Annotated in this window: 17 protein-coding genes; 10 read left to right on the forward strand and 7 right to left on the reverse strand. The window is 47.5% G+C overall.

Going from position 1 to position 17107, the window contains the following annotated elements; translation table 11 throughout:
• Window positions 1-2 precede the first annotated feature (2 nt).
• Entirely contained in the window at window positions 3-1499 is a 1497-nt protein-coding gene (locus ACUUJN_RS06295) for a nucleotidyltransferase domain-containing protein (protein ID WP_484669410.1), read from the forward strand.
• 22 nt (window positions 1500-1521) lie between these two features.
• Window positions 1522-3327, forward strand: a complete 1806-nt coding sequence (locus ACUUJN_RS06300; protein WP_071559030.1) for an ABC transporter ATP-binding protein — start codon at window positions 1522-1524, stop codon at window positions 3325-3327.
• 22 nt (window positions 3328-3349) lie between these two features.
• On the opposite strand, the gene ku is transcribed toward ACUUJN_RS06300, so the two are convergent.
• Complete coding sequence (gene ku, locus ACUUJN_RS06305) at window positions 3350-4264, reverse strand: non-homologous end joining protein Ku (RefSeq protein ID WP_013309197.1); 915 nt, start codon at window positions 4262-4264, stop codon at window positions 3350-3352.
• Window positions 4265-4687: 423 nt separating this feature from the next.
• Between ku and ACUUJN_RS06310 the strand changes: the two genes are divergently transcribed.
• The 3 genes from ACUUJN_RS06310 to ACUUJN_RS06320 all read left to right on the forward strand — a co-directional run bounded on the left by ACUUJN_RS06310 (window position 4688) and on the right by ACUUJN_RS06320 (window position 5897).
• Window positions 4688-5086: a RidA family protein gene (locus ACUUJN_RS06310; protein WP_023987460.1), complete on the forward strand. Its 399-nt coding sequence runs from the start codon at window positions 4688-4690 to the stop codon at window positions 5084-5086.
• Window positions 5087-5421: 335 nt separating this feature from the next.
• The gene (locus ACUUJN_RS06315) at window positions 5422-5661 is read left to right on the forward strand and encodes a hypothetical protein (RefSeq protein WP_023987461.1); all 240 of its coding nucleotides are present in this window, start codon (window positions 5422-5424) and stop codon (window positions 5659-5661) included.
• 56 nt (window positions 5662-5717) lie between these two features.
• Complete coding sequence (locus tag ACUUJN_RS06320) at window positions 5718-5897, forward strand: H-type small acid-soluble spore protein (protein WP_023987462.1); 180 nt, start codon at window positions 5718-5720, stop codon at window positions 5895-5897.
• Window positions 5898-6138: 241 nt separating this feature from the next.
• On the opposite strand, the gene ACUUJN_RS06325 is transcribed toward ACUUJN_RS06320, so the two are convergent.
• The 5 genes from ACUUJN_RS06325 to ACUUJN_RS06345 form a co-directional block, all read right to left on the reverse strand.
• Window positions 6139-6795, reverse strand: a complete 657-nt coding sequence (locus ACUUJN_RS06325) for a 3-oxoacid CoA-transferase subunit B (protein WP_342419676.1) — start codon at window positions 6793-6795, stop codon at window positions 6139-6141.
• Window positions 6792-7457, reverse strand: coding sequence for a CoA transferase subunit A (locus tag ACUUJN_RS06330; protein WP_484669411.1), 666 nt, complete (start codon window positions 7455-7457; stop codon window positions 6792-6794). The genes ACUUJN_RS06325 and ACUUJN_RS06330 overlap by 4 nt, the downstream gene beginning before the upstream one ends.
• A gap of 40 nt (window positions 7458-7497) precedes the next feature.
• A complete protein-coding gene (locus tag ACUUJN_RS06335) occupies window positions 7498-8238 on the reverse strand; it encodes an acetoacetate decarboxylase (RefSeq protein WP_341162028.1) in 741 nt (246 codons plus the stop codon).
• A 55-nt stretch (window positions 8239-8293) separates the two neighbouring features.
• Window positions 8294-9478 carry an acetyl-CoA C-acetyltransferase gene (locus ACUUJN_RS06340; RefSeq protein ID WP_160789052.1) on the reverse strand — a complete coding sequence of 395 codons (1185 nt, stop codon included), beginning with the start codon at window positions 9476-9478 and terminating at the stop codon, window positions 8294-8296.
• A 610-nt stretch (window positions 9479-10088) separates the two neighbouring features.
• Window positions 10089-10619 carry a cysteine hydrolase family protein gene (locus tag ACUUJN_RS06345; RefSeq protein WP_484669412.1) on the reverse strand — a complete coding sequence of 177 codons (531 nt, stop codon included), beginning with the start codon at window positions 10617-10619 and terminating at the stop codon, window positions 10089-10091.
• A 134-nt stretch (window positions 10620-10753) separates the two neighbouring features.
• Between ACUUJN_RS06345 and tsaE the strand changes: the two genes are divergently transcribed.
• Genes tsaE through tsaD form a run of 4 tightly spaced genes read left to right on the forward strand, consistent with a single transcriptional unit; the run spans window position 10754 to window position 13667 of the window.
• Window positions 10754-11233, forward strand: a complete 480-nt coding sequence (gene tsaE, locus ACUUJN_RS06350; RefSeq protein ID WP_053324873.1) for a tRNA (adenosine(37)-N6)-threonylcarbamoyltransferase complex ATPase subunit type 1 TsaE — start codon at window positions 10754-10756, stop codon at window positions 11231-11233.
• A gap of 3 nt (window positions 11234-11236) precedes the next feature.
• Window positions 11237-12073: a tRNA (adenosine(37)-N6)-threonylcarbamoyltransferase complex dimerization subunit type 1 TsaB gene (gene tsaB / locus ACUUJN_RS06355; protein ID WP_075153901.1), complete on the forward strand. Its 837-nt coding sequence runs from the start codon at window positions 11237-11239 to the stop codon at window positions 12071-12073.
• A gap of 17 nt (window positions 12074-12090) precedes the next feature.
• Window positions 12091-12606, forward strand: a complete 516-nt coding sequence (gene rimI / locus ACUUJN_RS06360; protein ID WP_071639897.1) for a ribosomal protein S18-alanine N-acetyltransferase — start codon at window positions 12091-12093, stop codon at window positions 12604-12606.
• Window positions 12603-13667, forward strand: coding sequence for a tRNA (adenosine(37)-N6)-threonylcarbamoyltransferase complex transferase subunit TsaD (tsaD, locus tag ACUUJN_RS06365; RefSeq protein ID WP_075153902.1), 1065 nt, complete (start codon window positions 12603-12605; stop codon window positions 13665-13667). Before rimI ends, tsaD begins: the two co-directional genes overlap by 4 nt.
• A gap of 547 nt (window positions 13668-14214) precedes the next feature.
• On the opposite strand, the gene ACUUJN_RS06370 is transcribed toward tsaD, so the two are convergent.
• On the reverse strand, window positions 14215-16179 hold the full coding sequence (locus tag ACUUJN_RS06370) for an ABC-F family ATP-binding cassette domain-containing protein (RefSeq protein WP_254348189.1): 1965 nt from the start codon (window positions 16177-16179) through the stop codon (window positions 14215-14217).
• 270 nt (window positions 16180-16449) lie between these two features.
• Here ACUUJN_RS06370 and ACUUJN_RS06375 point away from each other — a divergent pair, with 270 nt between their 5' ends.
• Window positions 16450-17103 (forward strand): 5-formyltetrahydrofolate cyclo-ligase, encoded by a 654-nt coding sequence (locus tag ACUUJN_RS06375; RefSeq protein ID WP_339202283.1) that lies wholly within the window; start codon window positions 16450-16452, stop codon window positions 17101-17103.
• The last annotated feature ends 4 nt before the right edge of the window (window positions 17104-17107 follow it).

Raw genomic sequence — 17107 nt, forward strand, 5'->3', positions numbered from 1 at the left:
GCATGCCCACCAAGTCTGTTTTGGAACTTGCGAATTGGAATGAGGATCAAGAATTAACGTTGTTATTCTCTCTATTGGGGAAAGACGTTTCTCATTGGCAGGATAAGACTGCTGCTACCCAGCTGCGTGAGATGGATTGGGTCCGCTTTTTACGTCTGACCGAGCACCATCGAGTGGTACCTACGGTGTATCTCCAGCTGAAAACATTGAATCATCCGTTCATTCCCGTAGAATTGTTGCGAAACCTTCAGGCGCAGTATCATCGAAACACGCTTCGCATGCTCCATCTTCAAGCAGAAGCCGAGCGTCTGACCAGGCTGCTCATAGCTCATGGAATTCGTGTGCTTATGTTGAAGGGTCCTGCTCTGGCGCAGCAATTGTACGGGGATGTTTCTCTGCGTACCTCCAAGGATATAGATTTACTCATTGCCCCTGACGATATGGATGAGGCTGAGCATTGGATGAAGGAAGCCGGATATGCGTCCAAGAGCGGAGAAGTGCGTGTCCTTGGAAGTTGGAAATGGAAGGACCATCATGCATCCTACCTCCATCCGCAAAAACGGGTAGAGATTGAGTTGCATTGGCGGCTTCACCCGGATGGGGGTGGGGAACCCTCTTTTGACGAGCTGTGGAACTGCCGGAAAATGGGCAAAGCTGCAGGAGCCAGTCGGCAGGTACCATTGGGATCTGCCGACAACAGGACTGTGATGACGTCCTGTATGTATACGCTGGGCAGCGAGCATCAATTTCTGTACTTGAGCGCGCATGGTGCGCGTCACGGCTGGTTCAGGCTACGCTGGCTGGTTGACATCGACAGGCTTGCGGTATGTGCTGTCGATTGGGAGGCGCTACTGCCGATGATGCGCCGCTACGGGGGCCTGCCTGCTGGGGGGCAGGCTTGGGCACTCGCCGCTGCGCTGTTGGGTACGCCGATACCGGAGTCGATGCGTCCGGTATCGGCTACCCGGCAGGCGCACAGGCTCGCGCTGAGCGCGCTGGCCTTCATGCAGGCCAGCGTTCCCGCACCGTACCCGATTGCCCACGGGTCGGGTACAGGTAGGCTTGCTCCATCTGAGCTGCTGCATAGCAGAGCTTTGGCGGAGCAAGCGGAAGCCGCCCCTCCGGATGGCGGTGCTTCAGTATGCGGTACCTGTGGCGAAGCAGCCATGCTTGCCACCAGTGGCGTTACTAGCATCACGGAAGATGCCAGTAACGACGACCATAGCCCGATGAGCACTGCTACCAGTTGTGCCCCCATTACTCCAGCTGTCGCCTCCAGCCAAGTCATGACCAGAAACACGGCGGCTGCCCATCAGCCGGTCAGCCGCACTTACTTGCTTTCCTTAAAAGAGCCAAGACACAGACTATGGTACCTCATCAGCCGTTTGTTTCCTTCTACGGGGGATTCGGCCGTTTTTCCACTGCCTCGCCAGCTGCATTTTTTGTATATCCCTTTACGTCCCTTTCTTTGGCTGAAGCGGCGATTTTCAAAGCACTGACTCTCGATAAGGAGTGTGCATTATGGTTCACCTGCGATTATATATGACAAAGCTGTATAGCGTGAACGGCGGTGCGTTATTTCTCAATATTGGATGTATGATCATTGTCAGCCTGCTGGAGGGTTTTGGCATTTATATGCTTGTTCCTATGCTGGCGGCTATCGGCGTATTTGTTGGTCATTCAGGGATGCCATTTCTGTCTGGTGGATTGGAACATTTTTTGCCGTTCATTCCTAAAAGCTGGCTGTTGCCGGGGATGTTGATGGTTTTTATAGTGCTGCTTACAGGGCAGGCTTTGCTTCAGCGTTACCAATCCATCCTGAATTCGCGGATTCAGCAGCGTTTTATGCGCTCTTTGCGAATAGACGTGTACACTTCCTTTATGAAGGCGCAGTGGGCATTTTATTTGCGTCAGCGTAAATCTGATTTTAGCCATGTGATGACGACCGAGCTGGCGCGTGTCAGTCAGGGAACGAATTTGCTTCTTCAACTGACTACTGCTGTCATGTTTACGATGATCCAGATTGCGTTGGCTTTTTGGTTATCCCCCTCTTTAACCGGGCTGGTATTTCTGAGTGGATTGGGGCTGTTTGTCGTGTTCCGCCGCTCCATTCGAAATGCCAAACAATTAGGTGATCGTACCACCGAGCTGTCGCAGGTTTATTTTGCTGGGATTACGGATCACATGAACGGCATGAAAGATATTAAAAGCAATCTGTTGGAAGCGGCGAATATCCATTGGTTTCGCTCCCTGACACAACGCATGGAGGATAATACGACCCAATTTGTCCGGCAAAATGCGACCACACAGTTTTTTCATCGTACAGCGGCAGCTGTTTTTGTCGCTTGTGTCATATTTACATCGCTGCAGTGGCTGCATGTTACTCCTGAAAAACTGATTGTGCTGATTCTTATATTTTCACGCTTATGGCCCCGATTTGCTCTTATTCAAGCGAGTCTGGAATACATCATGTCTATGATCTCCGCTTTTGAGAGTGTCACCAAGGTGCAACAGGAGTGCGAAGCTTTCACAGATCCGTCATTGATTGTATCTGCATCTGTACGGCAACCCCTGTCCCTTCGTCATGGGATCGAATGCAGCCATCTGGATTATCGCTACGATGGTGCAGCAGAGTCTGCGCTGCGTCAAATTAACTTGTTCATACCCGCTCGGGGAATGACAGCCATTGTAGGGAAATCGGGAGCAGGTAAAAGTACAATGGTCGATGTCCTGATGGGTTTTTTACGTCCAACTGGGGGGCAGATTACAATAGACGGGCTTGTTCTGGACGACGAATTGTTGCTCCAGTGGCGGCAGTCGTTTGGCTACGTGTCACAAGACCCATTTTTATTTCACGCGACTGTCCGCGAAAATTTGATGCTGGCAGATAAGGATGCTAGTGAGCAGCAGCTATGGGAGGCGTTACATTTTGCCGCCGCAGACAACTTTGTATCCAGATTGCCCGAAGGGCTGGACACAGTAATTGGAGATCGCGGGATTCGTCTGTCTGGAGGAGAACGTCAACGGCTAGTATTAGCACGGGCTGTCTTGCATCATCCTTCGGTACTTATACTAGATGAAGCGACAAGTGCGCTGGATGGTGAGCATGAAGCCGCAATTCAGGCAGCACTGGAACGGATGAAAGGTCAAATGACGTTGATCGTCATTGCTCACCGCCTGTCAACCATCAGACATGCGGATCAAATTGTCGTACTGGATCAAGGCGAGGTCATACAGCAGGGGAACTACCACCAACTGGAACAAGAGGAGCGGGGGGCGTTCAGTCAGCTACTATCGTATCAAAGCAGTGTCACCGCCACCCCTTAACCAGACTTTTCTGTAACTCAGCTTAAGTTTCTTTACGTTTGGCAGTGCTTCTTTTCTTTTTGACTGGAGTCGGAGAGATGTTCTCGCCTGCAACAGCCTGCTGTGCTGTTGGGGCCGCTGGTTTACGCGCAGGGCGTTTTTTCGCAGCAGGGCCGGGATCGGTAACGACAGGTTGCACTGCCTCGATGCTGGCCTGAAGGGCGGCCATTAAATCTACTACATTGGTCTGAGGCTGTGTTGGGGCGATTCGCACCTCTTCACCAGCCACTTTATGTTGAATGAGATCCAGCAGACGCTCGCGGTACTGATCCGTATACTTTGCTGCATCAAAAGGTGTAGATAGCTGCTCAATTAGCATTTTTGCCATGGTCAGCTCCTTCTCTTTAACCTCCTCCTGCCCCGGTAAGTTAGGCACTTGAGCAATGGGGCGAATTTCATCGGGGTAAAACATCGTCTCCACCGCCAAACATTCATCCAACACCCGAATAGCCGCCAGGCTGCTTTTAGAGCGGATGGAGATTTGGGCAATCCCGATTTTCCCGGTATCCTTCATCGCATTCATGAGCAGCTTATACGCATTGGAGCCAGCTTGATCCGGGGACAGATAATACGTTTTCTGAAAGTAAATCGGATCAATTTCCTGCAAATCCACAAAATCTAAAATAACAATATTTTTATCCGCTTGTCCGCTAACTTGCTCCAGTTCCTCCTTGTCGAACATGACAAATTTTCCTTTTTCATATTCGTATCCTTTTCCAATTTCCTCCCATTCGACCTCCTTGTCACAAACGGGACACTTTCGTACATAGCTAAGTGGGCTTCCACACTCCTTGTGAATATAACGCATGGAAATGTCCTTATCCTCAGTCGCAGAAAACATTTTAACGGGCACATGAACCAGCCCAAAGCTGATCGCACCTTTCCAGACTGTATGCATTACGCCGCTCCTCCTTTTCTTTAATCCGCATTTTGTATCCTTCGATTCCAACGCTCGGCTGTGAGCATATCCATTTTTCACTTAGATTTTTCACTTAGTATGCTTCGGAGAAAGGAATGTATGAGGTGTAAAGAAAAGAGCGAGCCAACTAATCTGCATTCTGAGGTATGACTACATCGCATAACACAATGATATGAAGTTGTTAAGTTACATTAGTTATATTAAGATAAGGGATAAACAACGATTTTGACATTTTAAAGAAAGGAGTGTTCATGTCATGAAGAAAAGATCATTAAACTTTATATCTTTTGGATATGGATACTCTACTGCTGTTTTTTTCTAAAATCATTTTTATTGGTGGAGTCTGCCTAAAAATGGTTAGAAGAAACGGTAGAAAAATTTAAAAATGACGAGGTCGATTAAATGAAAAATGAAAAAATAACTAGAAAAAATCCGGCAGGTATGCCGAAACCAGTAGGGAATTACACACATATAACTAAAGTTCCAAGAAATTCAGAGCTATTCGTGACTTCGGGTCAAGTTGGAGTAGATCAGAATGGCCAATTCCCAGAAAGCTTTAACCTACAAATCAGCAATACTTTTAATAACATTAAATCAGTTTTGGACGCCGAACAATTAACCGCTGACAATATTATAAAAGTAAATGTATGGGCAACTGAGCAGATAGATTGGGATTACATGTATTCCCAATGGGAAAAGTTATTCGGGAATGATTATCCTGCAATGACTATCGGCTACCTTACTGCTCTAGGATTGCCTGAAATAAAAATTGAAATTGAAATTTGGGCAGCTAAAGCATAAAAATAATACGCACCTCATTTATGGGATGGAATCATAGATAGCCCCGGTCTTCGTGAGAAGCTGGGGCTGTTTTATGTTTAAATTCACGAAAAATGTACATCCGTCGTCGCAAGCAAACGCACTAAACGATTACCGAGCATCGCATAGTGATGAGCTATCCGCATCTGCATCCTTCGATTCCAACGCCTTGGCTGTGAGTAAATCATTTTTATGTTTCGTACAAAGGATTTGTATGAGTTGTGAATGAAGACTGCGAATTGCTTCCGCGTGCGCATGGTTACAGCAAGTTTGGTGCATAGTAAGGCATATCCGATTCAAAAGGGGGTACACAATTTATGTCCGGAAAATCCTATCCTCAGCAAATCAGGCATCGTGTGGGTCAAAGCCAAATCGCCTTTCGGGGCCCGGCTGGAGGCGAACAGGATGCATTGCCGCCCGAGTTTGCTCTTTCACATGGAATCCGTCCGCCTTTTCCCGTAGCTGTGGCTCATGTGGATTTGGAGGCTGTAGTTTCAACTTCGCCTTCTCATAGCATCCCTTCATTAGACGTTGAACGGATTATAGATGAAGACTAGGTGAACTATATTTCTGAATGAATGCACACAACAACAAACAGGAGGGGAAGAATAACATGAACGTGGAACGAGCAAAAGCTATTTATGATTCATCCGAAAATATTGCCGTACAATTGGATGGTAAACCGATCTGGATTGAGCATGTAGACCAAGCAAACGGTATGGCAACGGTACAGATAGGTAGCAGACCCGGCAATACCCAAACCGTCCGTGTGGATCGTCTGGAAGAACAATAGAAGAGGGGCACCAAACCAGATTTTCCCCATAGTATGGGGTATAGCTTTAGAAAGATCTTGCACAGCTGTAGGCTTTCATCGCAGAATGCTACTTGAAAGGTCCCACTCCAACAAAAAAAGGCTCGCAATTGCTCAATGAGCAATTAGCGAACCTTATTTGTAATAATAAATGCAGTCGTAGGGACGAGTTAAATGCCAGACAAGTTAATTTGAAGGTGCAGCTGGTTCCTTTCTATGAACTTTAAACTGCTATGGCCCTCAAATGTGGTGAAACTATCAGTTTAGCCTCTGTTGCTAATTGAACGTCTTCCACCGTCAAACCCGGAGCAATTTCTTTCAGCATCAGCCCTTTACCCGGAATAACATCGATGACAGCCTTTTCGGTTACTATGGTCTTTACAACATTTACAGCAGTCAAGGGCAGCTTGCATTGTTCCAGTATTTTCGGCGCCCCATTTTTGTTCACATGCTCCATGGCTACAATCACTCTCTTGGCTCCAACTACCAAATCCATGGCTCCTCCCATACCTGGCACCTTTTTCCCAGGGATCATCCAGCTTGCAAGGTTGCCTTTCTCGTCGACCTCCAGGGCGCCCAGCACGGTGATATCCACATGCCCTCCGCGGATGATGGAAAATGAAAGTGTACTGTCAAAAAAGCATGCTCCTTCCATGGTTGTAACGTAGTTTCCGCCTGAATCGATACAATCGAGCCTTTCTTTTCCCTGAGCCGCTTTGGGGCCTACACCGAGGATTCCGTTCTCAGCCTGCAGCATAATATGAATGTCATCGGGGATATAGTCCACTACCATTGTAGGCAATCCGACACCAAGGTTGACAACTTCACCACTTTTGAATTCCTGGGCTATTCTTCGAGCAATGAATTCTCTGTTATTCATGCGTTTTCACCCACCTTTACAATTGCGTCGACAAATATTCCGGGAACGTTGACATGATTGGGGTCAATTTCACCCGTCTTTACGTATTCGTCTACCTGAGCAACTACATACTCTGCCGCTGTAGCCATAACCATATTGAAGTTACGTGAAGAGCCGTTGATGACAAGATTACCTGCTTCATCAGCCTTATGGGCTCTGATTAGCGCCACATCCGCTTTGAGCGGGAGTTCGAGCAAATATTCCCTTTCATCAATTTCTATTTTCTTTTTTCCTTCCTCTACAACGGTGCCTACACCTACAGGTGTTAAAACCCCGCCCAAACCGGCTCCTCCTGCGCGTATTTTTTCAGCGAGCGTGCCTTGCGGGAAGAGTTGGACCTCAGCTTCTTTCGTCATCAGGAGCCTTCCCGTTTCCGGATTGGAGCCGATATAGGATGCAAAAATTCGCTTTACTCTGCCACTTTTTACAAGCTTATAGATAGATAATTCCGGTGTGCCTGTGTCATTGGAAACAATCGTAAGATTGCTGGCGGGATTGGTGTCGACAAGCGCACGAACCAGCTCCTCCGGAAAGCCCCCTGCCAGAAAACCTCCGATCATCACCGTGTCTCCGTCTTTGACCTTCTTAACTGCTTCTTCAGCGGAGATTACTTTGTTATTCATGGTTCCTTCTCCTTATATATATTTTTTAGGAAAGCAAACTTTATTGAAGATAATCGTAGAGGACTCTTCCATATGGAAGCGTTAAATCAGCAATAAAATGTTTCCCGCCAATATAAGATTTAACCGGCAAATCTGCCACAGGAGCGTTGACATGGGGGATCAGGCTTAACCTGGCAGGCCCTGACCAGGCTCCTTTTACAGTAATGTTCTCAAGATTATACGCTACTAACTGAGCGATTTTGGGGGTACCGTCAACATCAGGAATTAACTTTAAATTAACTTGCGTTTTTGCGATAGCTTTTGCCGTTTCCTTTTCATCAAGAATGTTATATTTGAAAGGCATAGTTCCCGTGGCCACCAGGACGTTGTTATAATGCAATGTACCCGTCAGCGTCTCCGTCTCCTCAACGATCAAGCGAGGCTTTGCCCATTTTTTTGGAAATCCCCAGACTTCACGTCCCCCCAGAATAGCAGGCGCGTTATCCAAATACATTTGGGCAACAAAATTGCAGGGTTCTCCATGAAAAGTACACGGAATGACAATACCACTTTCCTCATAGCATCCTAAACCGGAAGAATCGGGCATCTTGATCCATTCATAGGAGACCGTATTGCTTCCATCCGGCTCAAGAGGTTCTGGGACCGCCTGTCTTATCGCAGCGGGATCAGTCTCGTAGGTAATGATAAAAAATTCCCGGTTGATGAAGCGGTATGGTGGGCGCCCGTAGCTGCCGCTAGCCGCAGGCATAGATTGGAGTGAAAGTACATCTTTTTGATTCATAGCGATCTCCCTTCCTTTTAAGAGATAGTTCTAAAAGTCATCCTGAACACGCACTTTAAATGAGCGCATTTTCAACTAGCATCGCTATTCCCATTCCTGTTCCGATGCATAACGAGGCGATACCGTAGCGTGAAGATCTTCGCACCATTTCGTGAACCAACGTAGTCAATATCCTAGCACCGCTGGCACCGACAGGATGCCCGATCGCGATTGCGCCGCCATTGACATTCACTTTGTCCAGACTGACCCCTAGCTCTTTCACTACCGCTAATGCTTGTGAGGCAAATGCTTCATTAATTTCAAAAAGATCAATGGCATCGATGGATATACCTTGCTGCTTAAGAAGTGTCGAAATGGCTTTCACTGGCCCCATTCCCATATATGCAGGGTCAACGCCAACAAGTGAATAACCTTTGATATATGCCAATGGCTTTAATGCATGTTCCTTGCATTTGTCTTCCGATACTACAAGCACGGCGGCCGCGCCATCATTGATTCCTGAAGCATTTCCGGCGGTAACCGTCCCGTTCTCCTTAAACGCAGGTTTTAATTGAGAAAGTTTTTCTTGCGTTGTATTTCCTCTTATGTGTTCGTCCTCTGTGAAAGAAATAGTTTCTTTTTTGGTTTTGATCATGACCGGAACAATTTGCTCTTCAAAAAGCTTTTTGTTTTTTGCTTCTACGGCTTTTAGCTGGCTTTGATAGGCAAATTCGTCCTGTTCAAGTCTTGAAATTCCATATTTCTCGGCAACATTTTCTGCGGTAATTCCCATATGGTAATGGTTGATCGGGCACGTAAGGCCGTCGGCCACTAGGGAGTCTACCAACTCACCGTTGCCAAGTTTGTAGCCGTTTCTTGCATTCCTTAGCAGGTAAGGGGCATTCGACATGCTCTCCATGCCTCCGGCCAAGACGACGTTGCCTTGTTCAGCCAAGATTGAATTGTAAGCTAAAGCAACGGCATGAAGTCCTGAACCGCAAACCGTGTTTATCGTTGTTTCGGGTACATCAATAGGAATACCGGCTTTTAATGCCGCCTGTCTGGCAGGATTTTGTCCATTGCCCGCCTGAAGAACATTTCCCAAATAAATCTGATCAATCAAAGAAGGCTCTAATTTACTTTGCTGAAGGCATGCTGTCATCACAGTTGCTCCCAGTTCGGAAGCGCTTAGAGGCGCAAGGGTTTTGTTAAAAGAGCCGACCGCTGTTCTCAACGGGCTTACTAAAGCTACTTTTTTCATTAAAAACTCACATTCCTTTCGCTGTGTTCAAGACACAATACATCCATGATTGCACTTCAATTCGTAATTTCCGTTTTTAACCTACGAGACGCAGCGACGCAAGATACATTTGCATGCGGGCATATCATGGTGCCTAAGACAGTGAGTGTGACGGTTCGATCGCCTTCTCTCATTGGAAATTAAAACCAGTTTCATCATAGTTCTAATGCAGATTTTGCTCAATGTCCAAATATTTACACATTTCTATGTACAGATGTTTATAGGGCCATATACTCCACAAAAATTAGGCCATTCTAATGTTTTCTGTTAATTTCTTAATTTTTCTGAAAATCATGATCATAAATTGAATTTTATGTTAAAAATGAAAATTTCAATCCATACGTGAAAAAGTTTTCTTCGCAAATATCATCTAACTCATCGCTGGGAAATAAAAAAAGCCTCCAGAATTTTCTGAAGACGGCTTTGCCTTTCAATATTCATGATCTTCGTCCTATTGTGCCAGCTTGCTTCTCGTTAAAGGTGTCACTCGAAAGGGCGGTTTTTCACATGAACTAAAAAAGAAGCCGACTTGCTTGAAAGCAATCGGCTTAGAACATAAAACTTCAACAACTCACGAAAAATGTACATCTTCCGTCGCGAGTAAACGCACAAAACGATTGCCAAGCATCCCATTATGATGAGCTACAATTTGTTCACTGCTCAGCACCTTGCTATCAAATGTACTATGCGCATCTAATACGAGCACGTTGTTATGGTATCCCAGACTATAGGCGCTTCGGCAAGTCGTGTCGAGGCAAAACTCGGTCTGCATCCCCGCGATTACGAGTTGATCGGCTCCCAGTTCCTTCAGCACATGGCCCAATTCGGTTTGATAGAAGCTGTCCCAGGATGATTTACGAACAATTCGTTCATGAGGAAGAGGACGCACCACATCGGCGATGGCCCAGCCTACACTGTTTTCCCGGAAATCCTCATCCGCTTCATCGGTATGCTGTACAAAAATCACCGGTGTACCTGTAGCTCTGGCTTTGTCCAAAAGCTGCTGCAAATGCGCTACAACTTCCTGTTCACGATACAGCTTCTCAGCATACATGAACATAGCCTGCTGAACATCAATCATGAGTAAAACGGTTTGCCCCATCGTTTCAATCCCTCCCTGTGTGTATCATCTAACTTACAATAGCATGTCTTCATGCCTTGCGGCGACATAAGGTGAACTATATAATAAAGAACAAGTTGGAACGGTCCGATTCGGACGAAAGGTGATTAAAATATATGACAATTTCGCAGGAGCAGTTTATGTTCCGTTCTGTCTCAGAGGCACAGACCGGGGCATTGGCAGGTTTTTTGGCAGCCAAAGCGGTCCCCGGAACGGTGATTGTGCTGGATGGAGATCTGGGAGCGGGCAAAACTGCTTTTTCCAAGGCTTTTGCCAGCCATTTAGGTGTGCCGGGTATCGTAAATAGTCCAACCTTTACCCTCATTAAGGAGTACGAGGGCCGATTGCCTTTGTATCATATGGATGTGTACCGGATTTCCCAGGACGAGGCAGAGGATCTCGGGCTGGACGAATATTTTTACGGGACAGGAGTATGTCTGGTGGAATGGGGTAGTATTATACCGGATATATTGCCGGAGCAGCGGCTTCACATGTATATAGAAACAACGGATGTCGGGGAGCGCTTGATTCACCTGACCGGGTACGGCGAGCCTTATGAACAATGGTGCCGCAGTTTGCGGGAGAATGGAGTTTGAACCATGCAAAGAGAGCATACAGATGTGAATGTAAAGCCGCGTGAGCGGTTTTTGACGTTAGATACAGCGACGACCGTGATGGCGGCCGCTCTGATGAACGGAAGAGAATTGCTGGGAGAAAGCAACGTCTATGGCGAACGTAATCATTCCGTGCATGTGATTACCGAGCTGGAACGACTGCTGAATGAAGAAGGGCTGACACGAGATGATGTAGATGGTATTGCAGTTGGTGTTGGACCGGGGTCTTATACCGGTATCCGGATTGCGGTGACCGCAGCCAAAACACTCGCTTGGGCCTGGGGTATCCCGGTGACGTCCATATCCACTTTGCATGCTTTGGCGTGGGGTGGTTGGAATCGCGGCATCGAGATGAAGGGACAAGAAGATAAAAATGAGTCTGTGAATAACGGTTCGTCCGGAGCGCAGGCAGCAGACTGGATTGTGCCCGTGCTGGATGCGCGCCGTGGTCAGGTTTACACGGGGCTGTTCGACGTGAGTACAGTTGACGACGTCGAGAGTCCGCAACGGCTGGAGCCAGATGCAATCCGGTTGATGACTGCTTGGACCGATGACCTGCTGCAACGGCTGGAGGCTTTGCCCTATGAAGAGCGTCCTCCAGTCATTTGGCTAGTCGGTGAAACGGCGGTTCACGCCGAAACAGCCGAGCGCCTGCGTGCTTGGAGCGAGCTTCGTATCGTACCTTATGAGCTGGAAGGAAGATGGGTTGGCCGCCTTGGGGCGGATAAGCTGCTTCGTCAAGAACATGACGAGTTACATACGCTGGTTCCTAATTATACCCAGCTGGCGGAGGCGGAAGCCAATCTGCTTCGCCAGCGCTGAAGAGAGCGGTGAACAACATGGCAAAGAACATACAGCGGGAAGAGAAACTTGAGTTTCGCTTGATGCAACTGAATGATATTCCCGATGTGCTGGAGATTGAGCATGAAGCGTTCACGCTACCGTGGACAGAGGAAGCATTCCGCAATGAGCTGACGATGAATCATTTCGCTAAATATATGATTATGGAACTAGACGGACAAGCCATTGGTTACGCAGGCATGTGGACGATTATGGATGAGGCCCATATTACGAATATTGCGATTCGTGAGGCTTATCGCGGACGTAAGCTTGGAGACAAGCTATTGGATGAGCTGATGCAGACCGCCTCTTATTTAGGGATGGAACGTATGACGCTGGAGGTGCGGGTAACGAACCGGATCGCTCAAGGCTTGTATGAGAAAAAAGGCTTTAAGCCCGCAGGTGTGCGCAAAGGCTATTATTCGGATAATAACGAGGATGCTGTGATCATGTGGGCGGATCTTCCCGCGCATGGGGCATCCGGTGAACAGGAAGGAAGCGTGCAGAAGCAATGATGCAAGAGGAAAAAGCAGGTACAGGCTCCGCCTCTGGCGAGCCTTGCTATATACTGGCAGTGGAAACGAGTTGTGATGAAACGGCTGTTTCTGTCGTGAAAAATGGCACAGAGGTGCTCTCGAATCTGATTTCCAGTCAGATTGAAACACACAAAGCCTTTGGTGGTGTTGTGCCAGAGGTGGCTTCACGCAAGCATGTGGAGAGCATCACCTACATGCTGGACGAGGCCATGCAAACATCAGGAATTACCCCACGCGAGATTTCGGCGGTTGCCGTGACACAAGGACCAGGACTGGTTGGTGCATTGCTGGTTGGTATTGTCGCCGCTAAGAGCGCTGCCTTGGCGTTTGGCAAGCCGTTAATTGGGACGCATCATATCGCGGGACATATTTATGCCAATCAGCTGGAGCATGATATCGTATATCCGTGCATTGCTCTCGTTGTGTCAGGAGGACATACAGAGCTGGTGCTGATGGAGTCCGAAGGTCATTTTCAACTCATTGGTCGTACAAGGGATGATGCGGTTGGAGAAGCCTACGACAAAGTAGCGAGAGCCATTGGATTTCCGTATCCCGGCGGTCCGCATGTGGATCGTGTGGCTCATGAATCGGAGGAAGTGGTTACTTTGCCGCGTGCATGGTTGGAGCCGGATTCTTATGATTTTAGCTTTAGCGGTTTGAAATCTGCAGTGCTGAATGTAATTAACCAGACGAAAATGCGCGGAGAAACTGTTCATGTCGGAGCGATCGCAAGAGGCTTTCAAGAGTCGGTCGTCGAGGTGCTGGTGGAAAAGGCGATTCGTGCCATGCGTGAATACGGTGCGAAGCAGCTCCTGCTTTGTGGCGGTGTGGCTGCTAATCGCGGACTGCGTACAGCATTGCGGGAGCGCTGTGAGCGCGAAGGAATTGAGCTGCTTGTACCATCGATGAAATATTGCACAGATAATGCAGCGATGATCGGTGCTGCGGCCTACGCCAAATGGAAGCGCGGGGAATTTACCTCATTGGATATGAAGGCTGATCCAGGACTGTCTCTGGAAGAATGGTCTGTCCAAACTTAATTGAAGAAGAATGAGCAAGACACGGCACAGTTGAGTCGTGTCTTTTTTGTCCTGCTCCATAACTATCATAAAAATATAAATTCAAGAGGATAAAATACAGGAGTTTGAGCAAATGAATGGCAGTATCTCATTCCCTCACATTATTCGTCACAATTGTTCACGATTTTTCATGATTCCTCAAAAAAATCTGGAATTTTGATACTGCCCGAATAATGATGTGATTTGTCAAGTTGTGAACAAAGTTATCCACATATACCGCTTCGAATGTGGATAACCGAGCCCGAAGCAAGCAGGATAAGACTTTTTGGAGATAGCAAGTTGGGGGATATGTAACACCTTTAGTTCTTGTGAAATCTGTGGATAATGTGGATAAAAGGGTGGATAAATTTGGTTTTCATTTGAAAACGGCTTTTTATCAATAAAAAAATGGCCCAAAAGGCCATTTTTCAATCTCATTCATACACATAAGCTGTGGATAATCTTGTGTACAAAAATACAAAAGAGGAAAATGTGAATTTTTTAAGGCTAAGATTTTATGCAGTAGTGTTTATTCTTCTAACAGCTCTTCCCAAGCGGTATAGGTTTCAGTCAATTCCTGTTTATGGGTGTCGAGTTGTGCCTGAATATTCTGAAGCGCTGTGTAATCCTGATAAATCTCAGGCAGGGTCATTTGTTCCTCCAGCCCTAAAATTTGTTCTTCCAGCGTTTTAATCTGGTTTTCCAATGCCTCCAGCTTGCGTTGACGGCTGCGTTCCTCGCTTTTGGCTTGTTTGTCCGCCGCATAGGTGGCGGCGCGTGATTTGGACGTGGTCTCGTCTGTCACGGATGCAGAGGCAGCCGATGTTTTGCCGCGTGTGGCCTGATTTGCCTCCAGAGCTTCCAGCGCAATTTCCTCTAACTCCTGCTTTTTGGCTACATAGTCATCATAATTCCCCAGGAAATGTTCTATCCCTTCAGGATGCAGCTCGATGACACGTTCCGCCATTTTGTTCAGGAAATAACGGTCATGGGAAATGAACAACAGTGTACCGTCATAGTCCATCAAAGCTGCTTCCAGCACTTCCTTGCTAAACAAATCCAGATGGTTGGTAGGCTCATCTAGAATTAATACGTTGGCTTCGCGCAGCATGAGCTTGGCCAGAGAAACGCGGGCTTTTTCCCCTCCGCTTAATGCAGCTACTTTTTTCAGTACATCGTCACCGCTAAACAGGAAATTACCCAGCACTGTACGAATACGTGCTTCTTCCATATGAGGGTATTCGCTCCACAACTCCTCCAGTACGGTATTGGCGGGGTTCAGGTTCGTCTGCTCCTGGTCATACAGGCCGATTTTGATTTTTGTGCCCCAGTGGATGGAGCCAGCAACAGGTTTAAGTGATCCGGTCAGACATTTGAGCAACGTCGATTTTCCGATCCCGTTCGGACCAATCAGTGCCACGGTATCTCCACGTTTTAAGTCGAACGATGCGTGCTGGAATAAAGGCTTTTTACCTTCATACCCCACAGAGAGGTCACGTACCTCCAGCACTTCCTTACCTGACATATGGGCTGTTTCAAAGGAAAAATGAGCCTTTTTCAAGTCTCCCATGGGCCGATCCATACGCTCCATTTTATCTAACTGCTTGCGCCGACTTTGAGCGCGTTTGGTCGTGGAAGCCCGTACGATATTACGTTGTACGAATGCTTCTAAACGGGCAATTTCTCCTTGCTGCTTTTCGTAATGTTTCAGGTTCGTTTCGTACTCGGCAGCCTTCAACTCCATGTAGCGGCTGTAGTTGCCTGTATATCGGGTAGAACGATGGCGTTCGATTTCAATAATCGTCGTTACCAGTCGGTCCAGAAAATAACGGTCATGTGATACAACCAGCAGAGAACCGGAGTAGCCGCGCAAATAGTCCTCCAACCAGGTCAGTGTTTGAATATCCAGATAGTTGGTAGGCTCATCGAGCATAAGGACATCTGGGGCGAGCAGTAGGATGCGTGCTAGCGCAAGCCGGGTTTTCTGTCCTCCGCTCAGAGTAGCTACAGGCGTCTCAGGTGCAAATGAACCAAAGCCCATGCCGTGCAGCACGCTGCGAATACGGGTCTCCATTTCATAACCACCGTGATCCTTGAACCAGTCTGAACGACGTGCATAGCGTTCCAGCAGATCTGCGTAGCGTTTTTCGTTTTGAGCATTGGCCAGGTCAGCGATGTCCTGTTCCATTTGCCGCAGTTCCCGTTCCGCTTCAATCAGGGGAGTGAACACCAGCATCATTTCCCCCCAGATAGAACGATCAGAATTCAAGCCGCTGTTTTGCGCCAGATAACCGATGCTGGTCTCCTTCGCCTTGAAAATTTGTCCACTGTCATAGGATATTTCACCAGCAATGATTTTGAGCAGGGTCGATTTGCCTGCACCGTTCACACCTACGAGTCCAATACGTTCACGTTCCAATATTTGAAGGTTAATCCCGTCCAGAACGGGCTCAATTCCATAGGATTTAGTAATTCCGGTTACTTGCAATAGCATAGCGTATCGTTCCTCCATTACATTTTGCACAGTTCTACCTGCTTTCTTCGCAGGTACCTTCCTTCCAGTTTACATGAAATTACCCACTATTGCACTGCTTTCACCCTGTAAACCCTTGAGCCGCGTGTAGTCAATTTGTATAAACAATGATAAACTTAAACGAGAAGTGAAAAAGAATGAAAAAAACTTGCAACGTACAGCACTTACTGACAAATGGGACAATAGTAACGTTTTAAAGATTATCGACGATTGTGCGGGAGGGCGGATGTGATGGATGTCTGTAATGTGAAGAACGCGCTGCGTTTGCAGCAACGGGAAGCGCGTGACTCCATGGACCCGCTGACAAGGCAGAAGGCATCGGCTGTGGCCTGTCGGCATGCAATCGAGGCATGGGAGCAGCTTAGAATAGACAGAAACGGAGATAAGCTAACATTATTTAGTTATCTCTCTTTTGGCAGCGAGATTTCGACGGCTCCCCTCATTGAGCATTGCTGGTCACAGGGAGATCGTGTCCTGGCCCCAAGAGTGGATCCGGTAACCCGGACTATGGAGCTGAGGGAGATGGATCAGTACGGAGATATTGTACCCGGTATCTGGAACATCCCTGAGCCTGCTTTGACATGCAAGGAATGGTCGCCTGAAATGTGGGCGGGAATTGACTGGGTTGTTGTGCCTGGCTTGGCCTTTGATCGTCGTGGGGGCAGGATTGGTTACGGCGGAGGCTATTATGACCGCTTTACCGTACAGGTAGAGGCAGAGAAGCGTAACAACAGCCACGTAGGTCCGCTTTATGTCTCGCTGCTGCTGCCGGGACAATTGCTGACACAGGTGCCCATGGAGCCAAGTGATTTGCGAGTGGACGTGCTGTTTACTCTGGATGGACGCTTAGATTGTGATTATGCAAAATTGACAAATGATGAATGAAGTA

Source organism: Paenibacillus sp. LRG-1 (genome assembly GCF_057220305.1).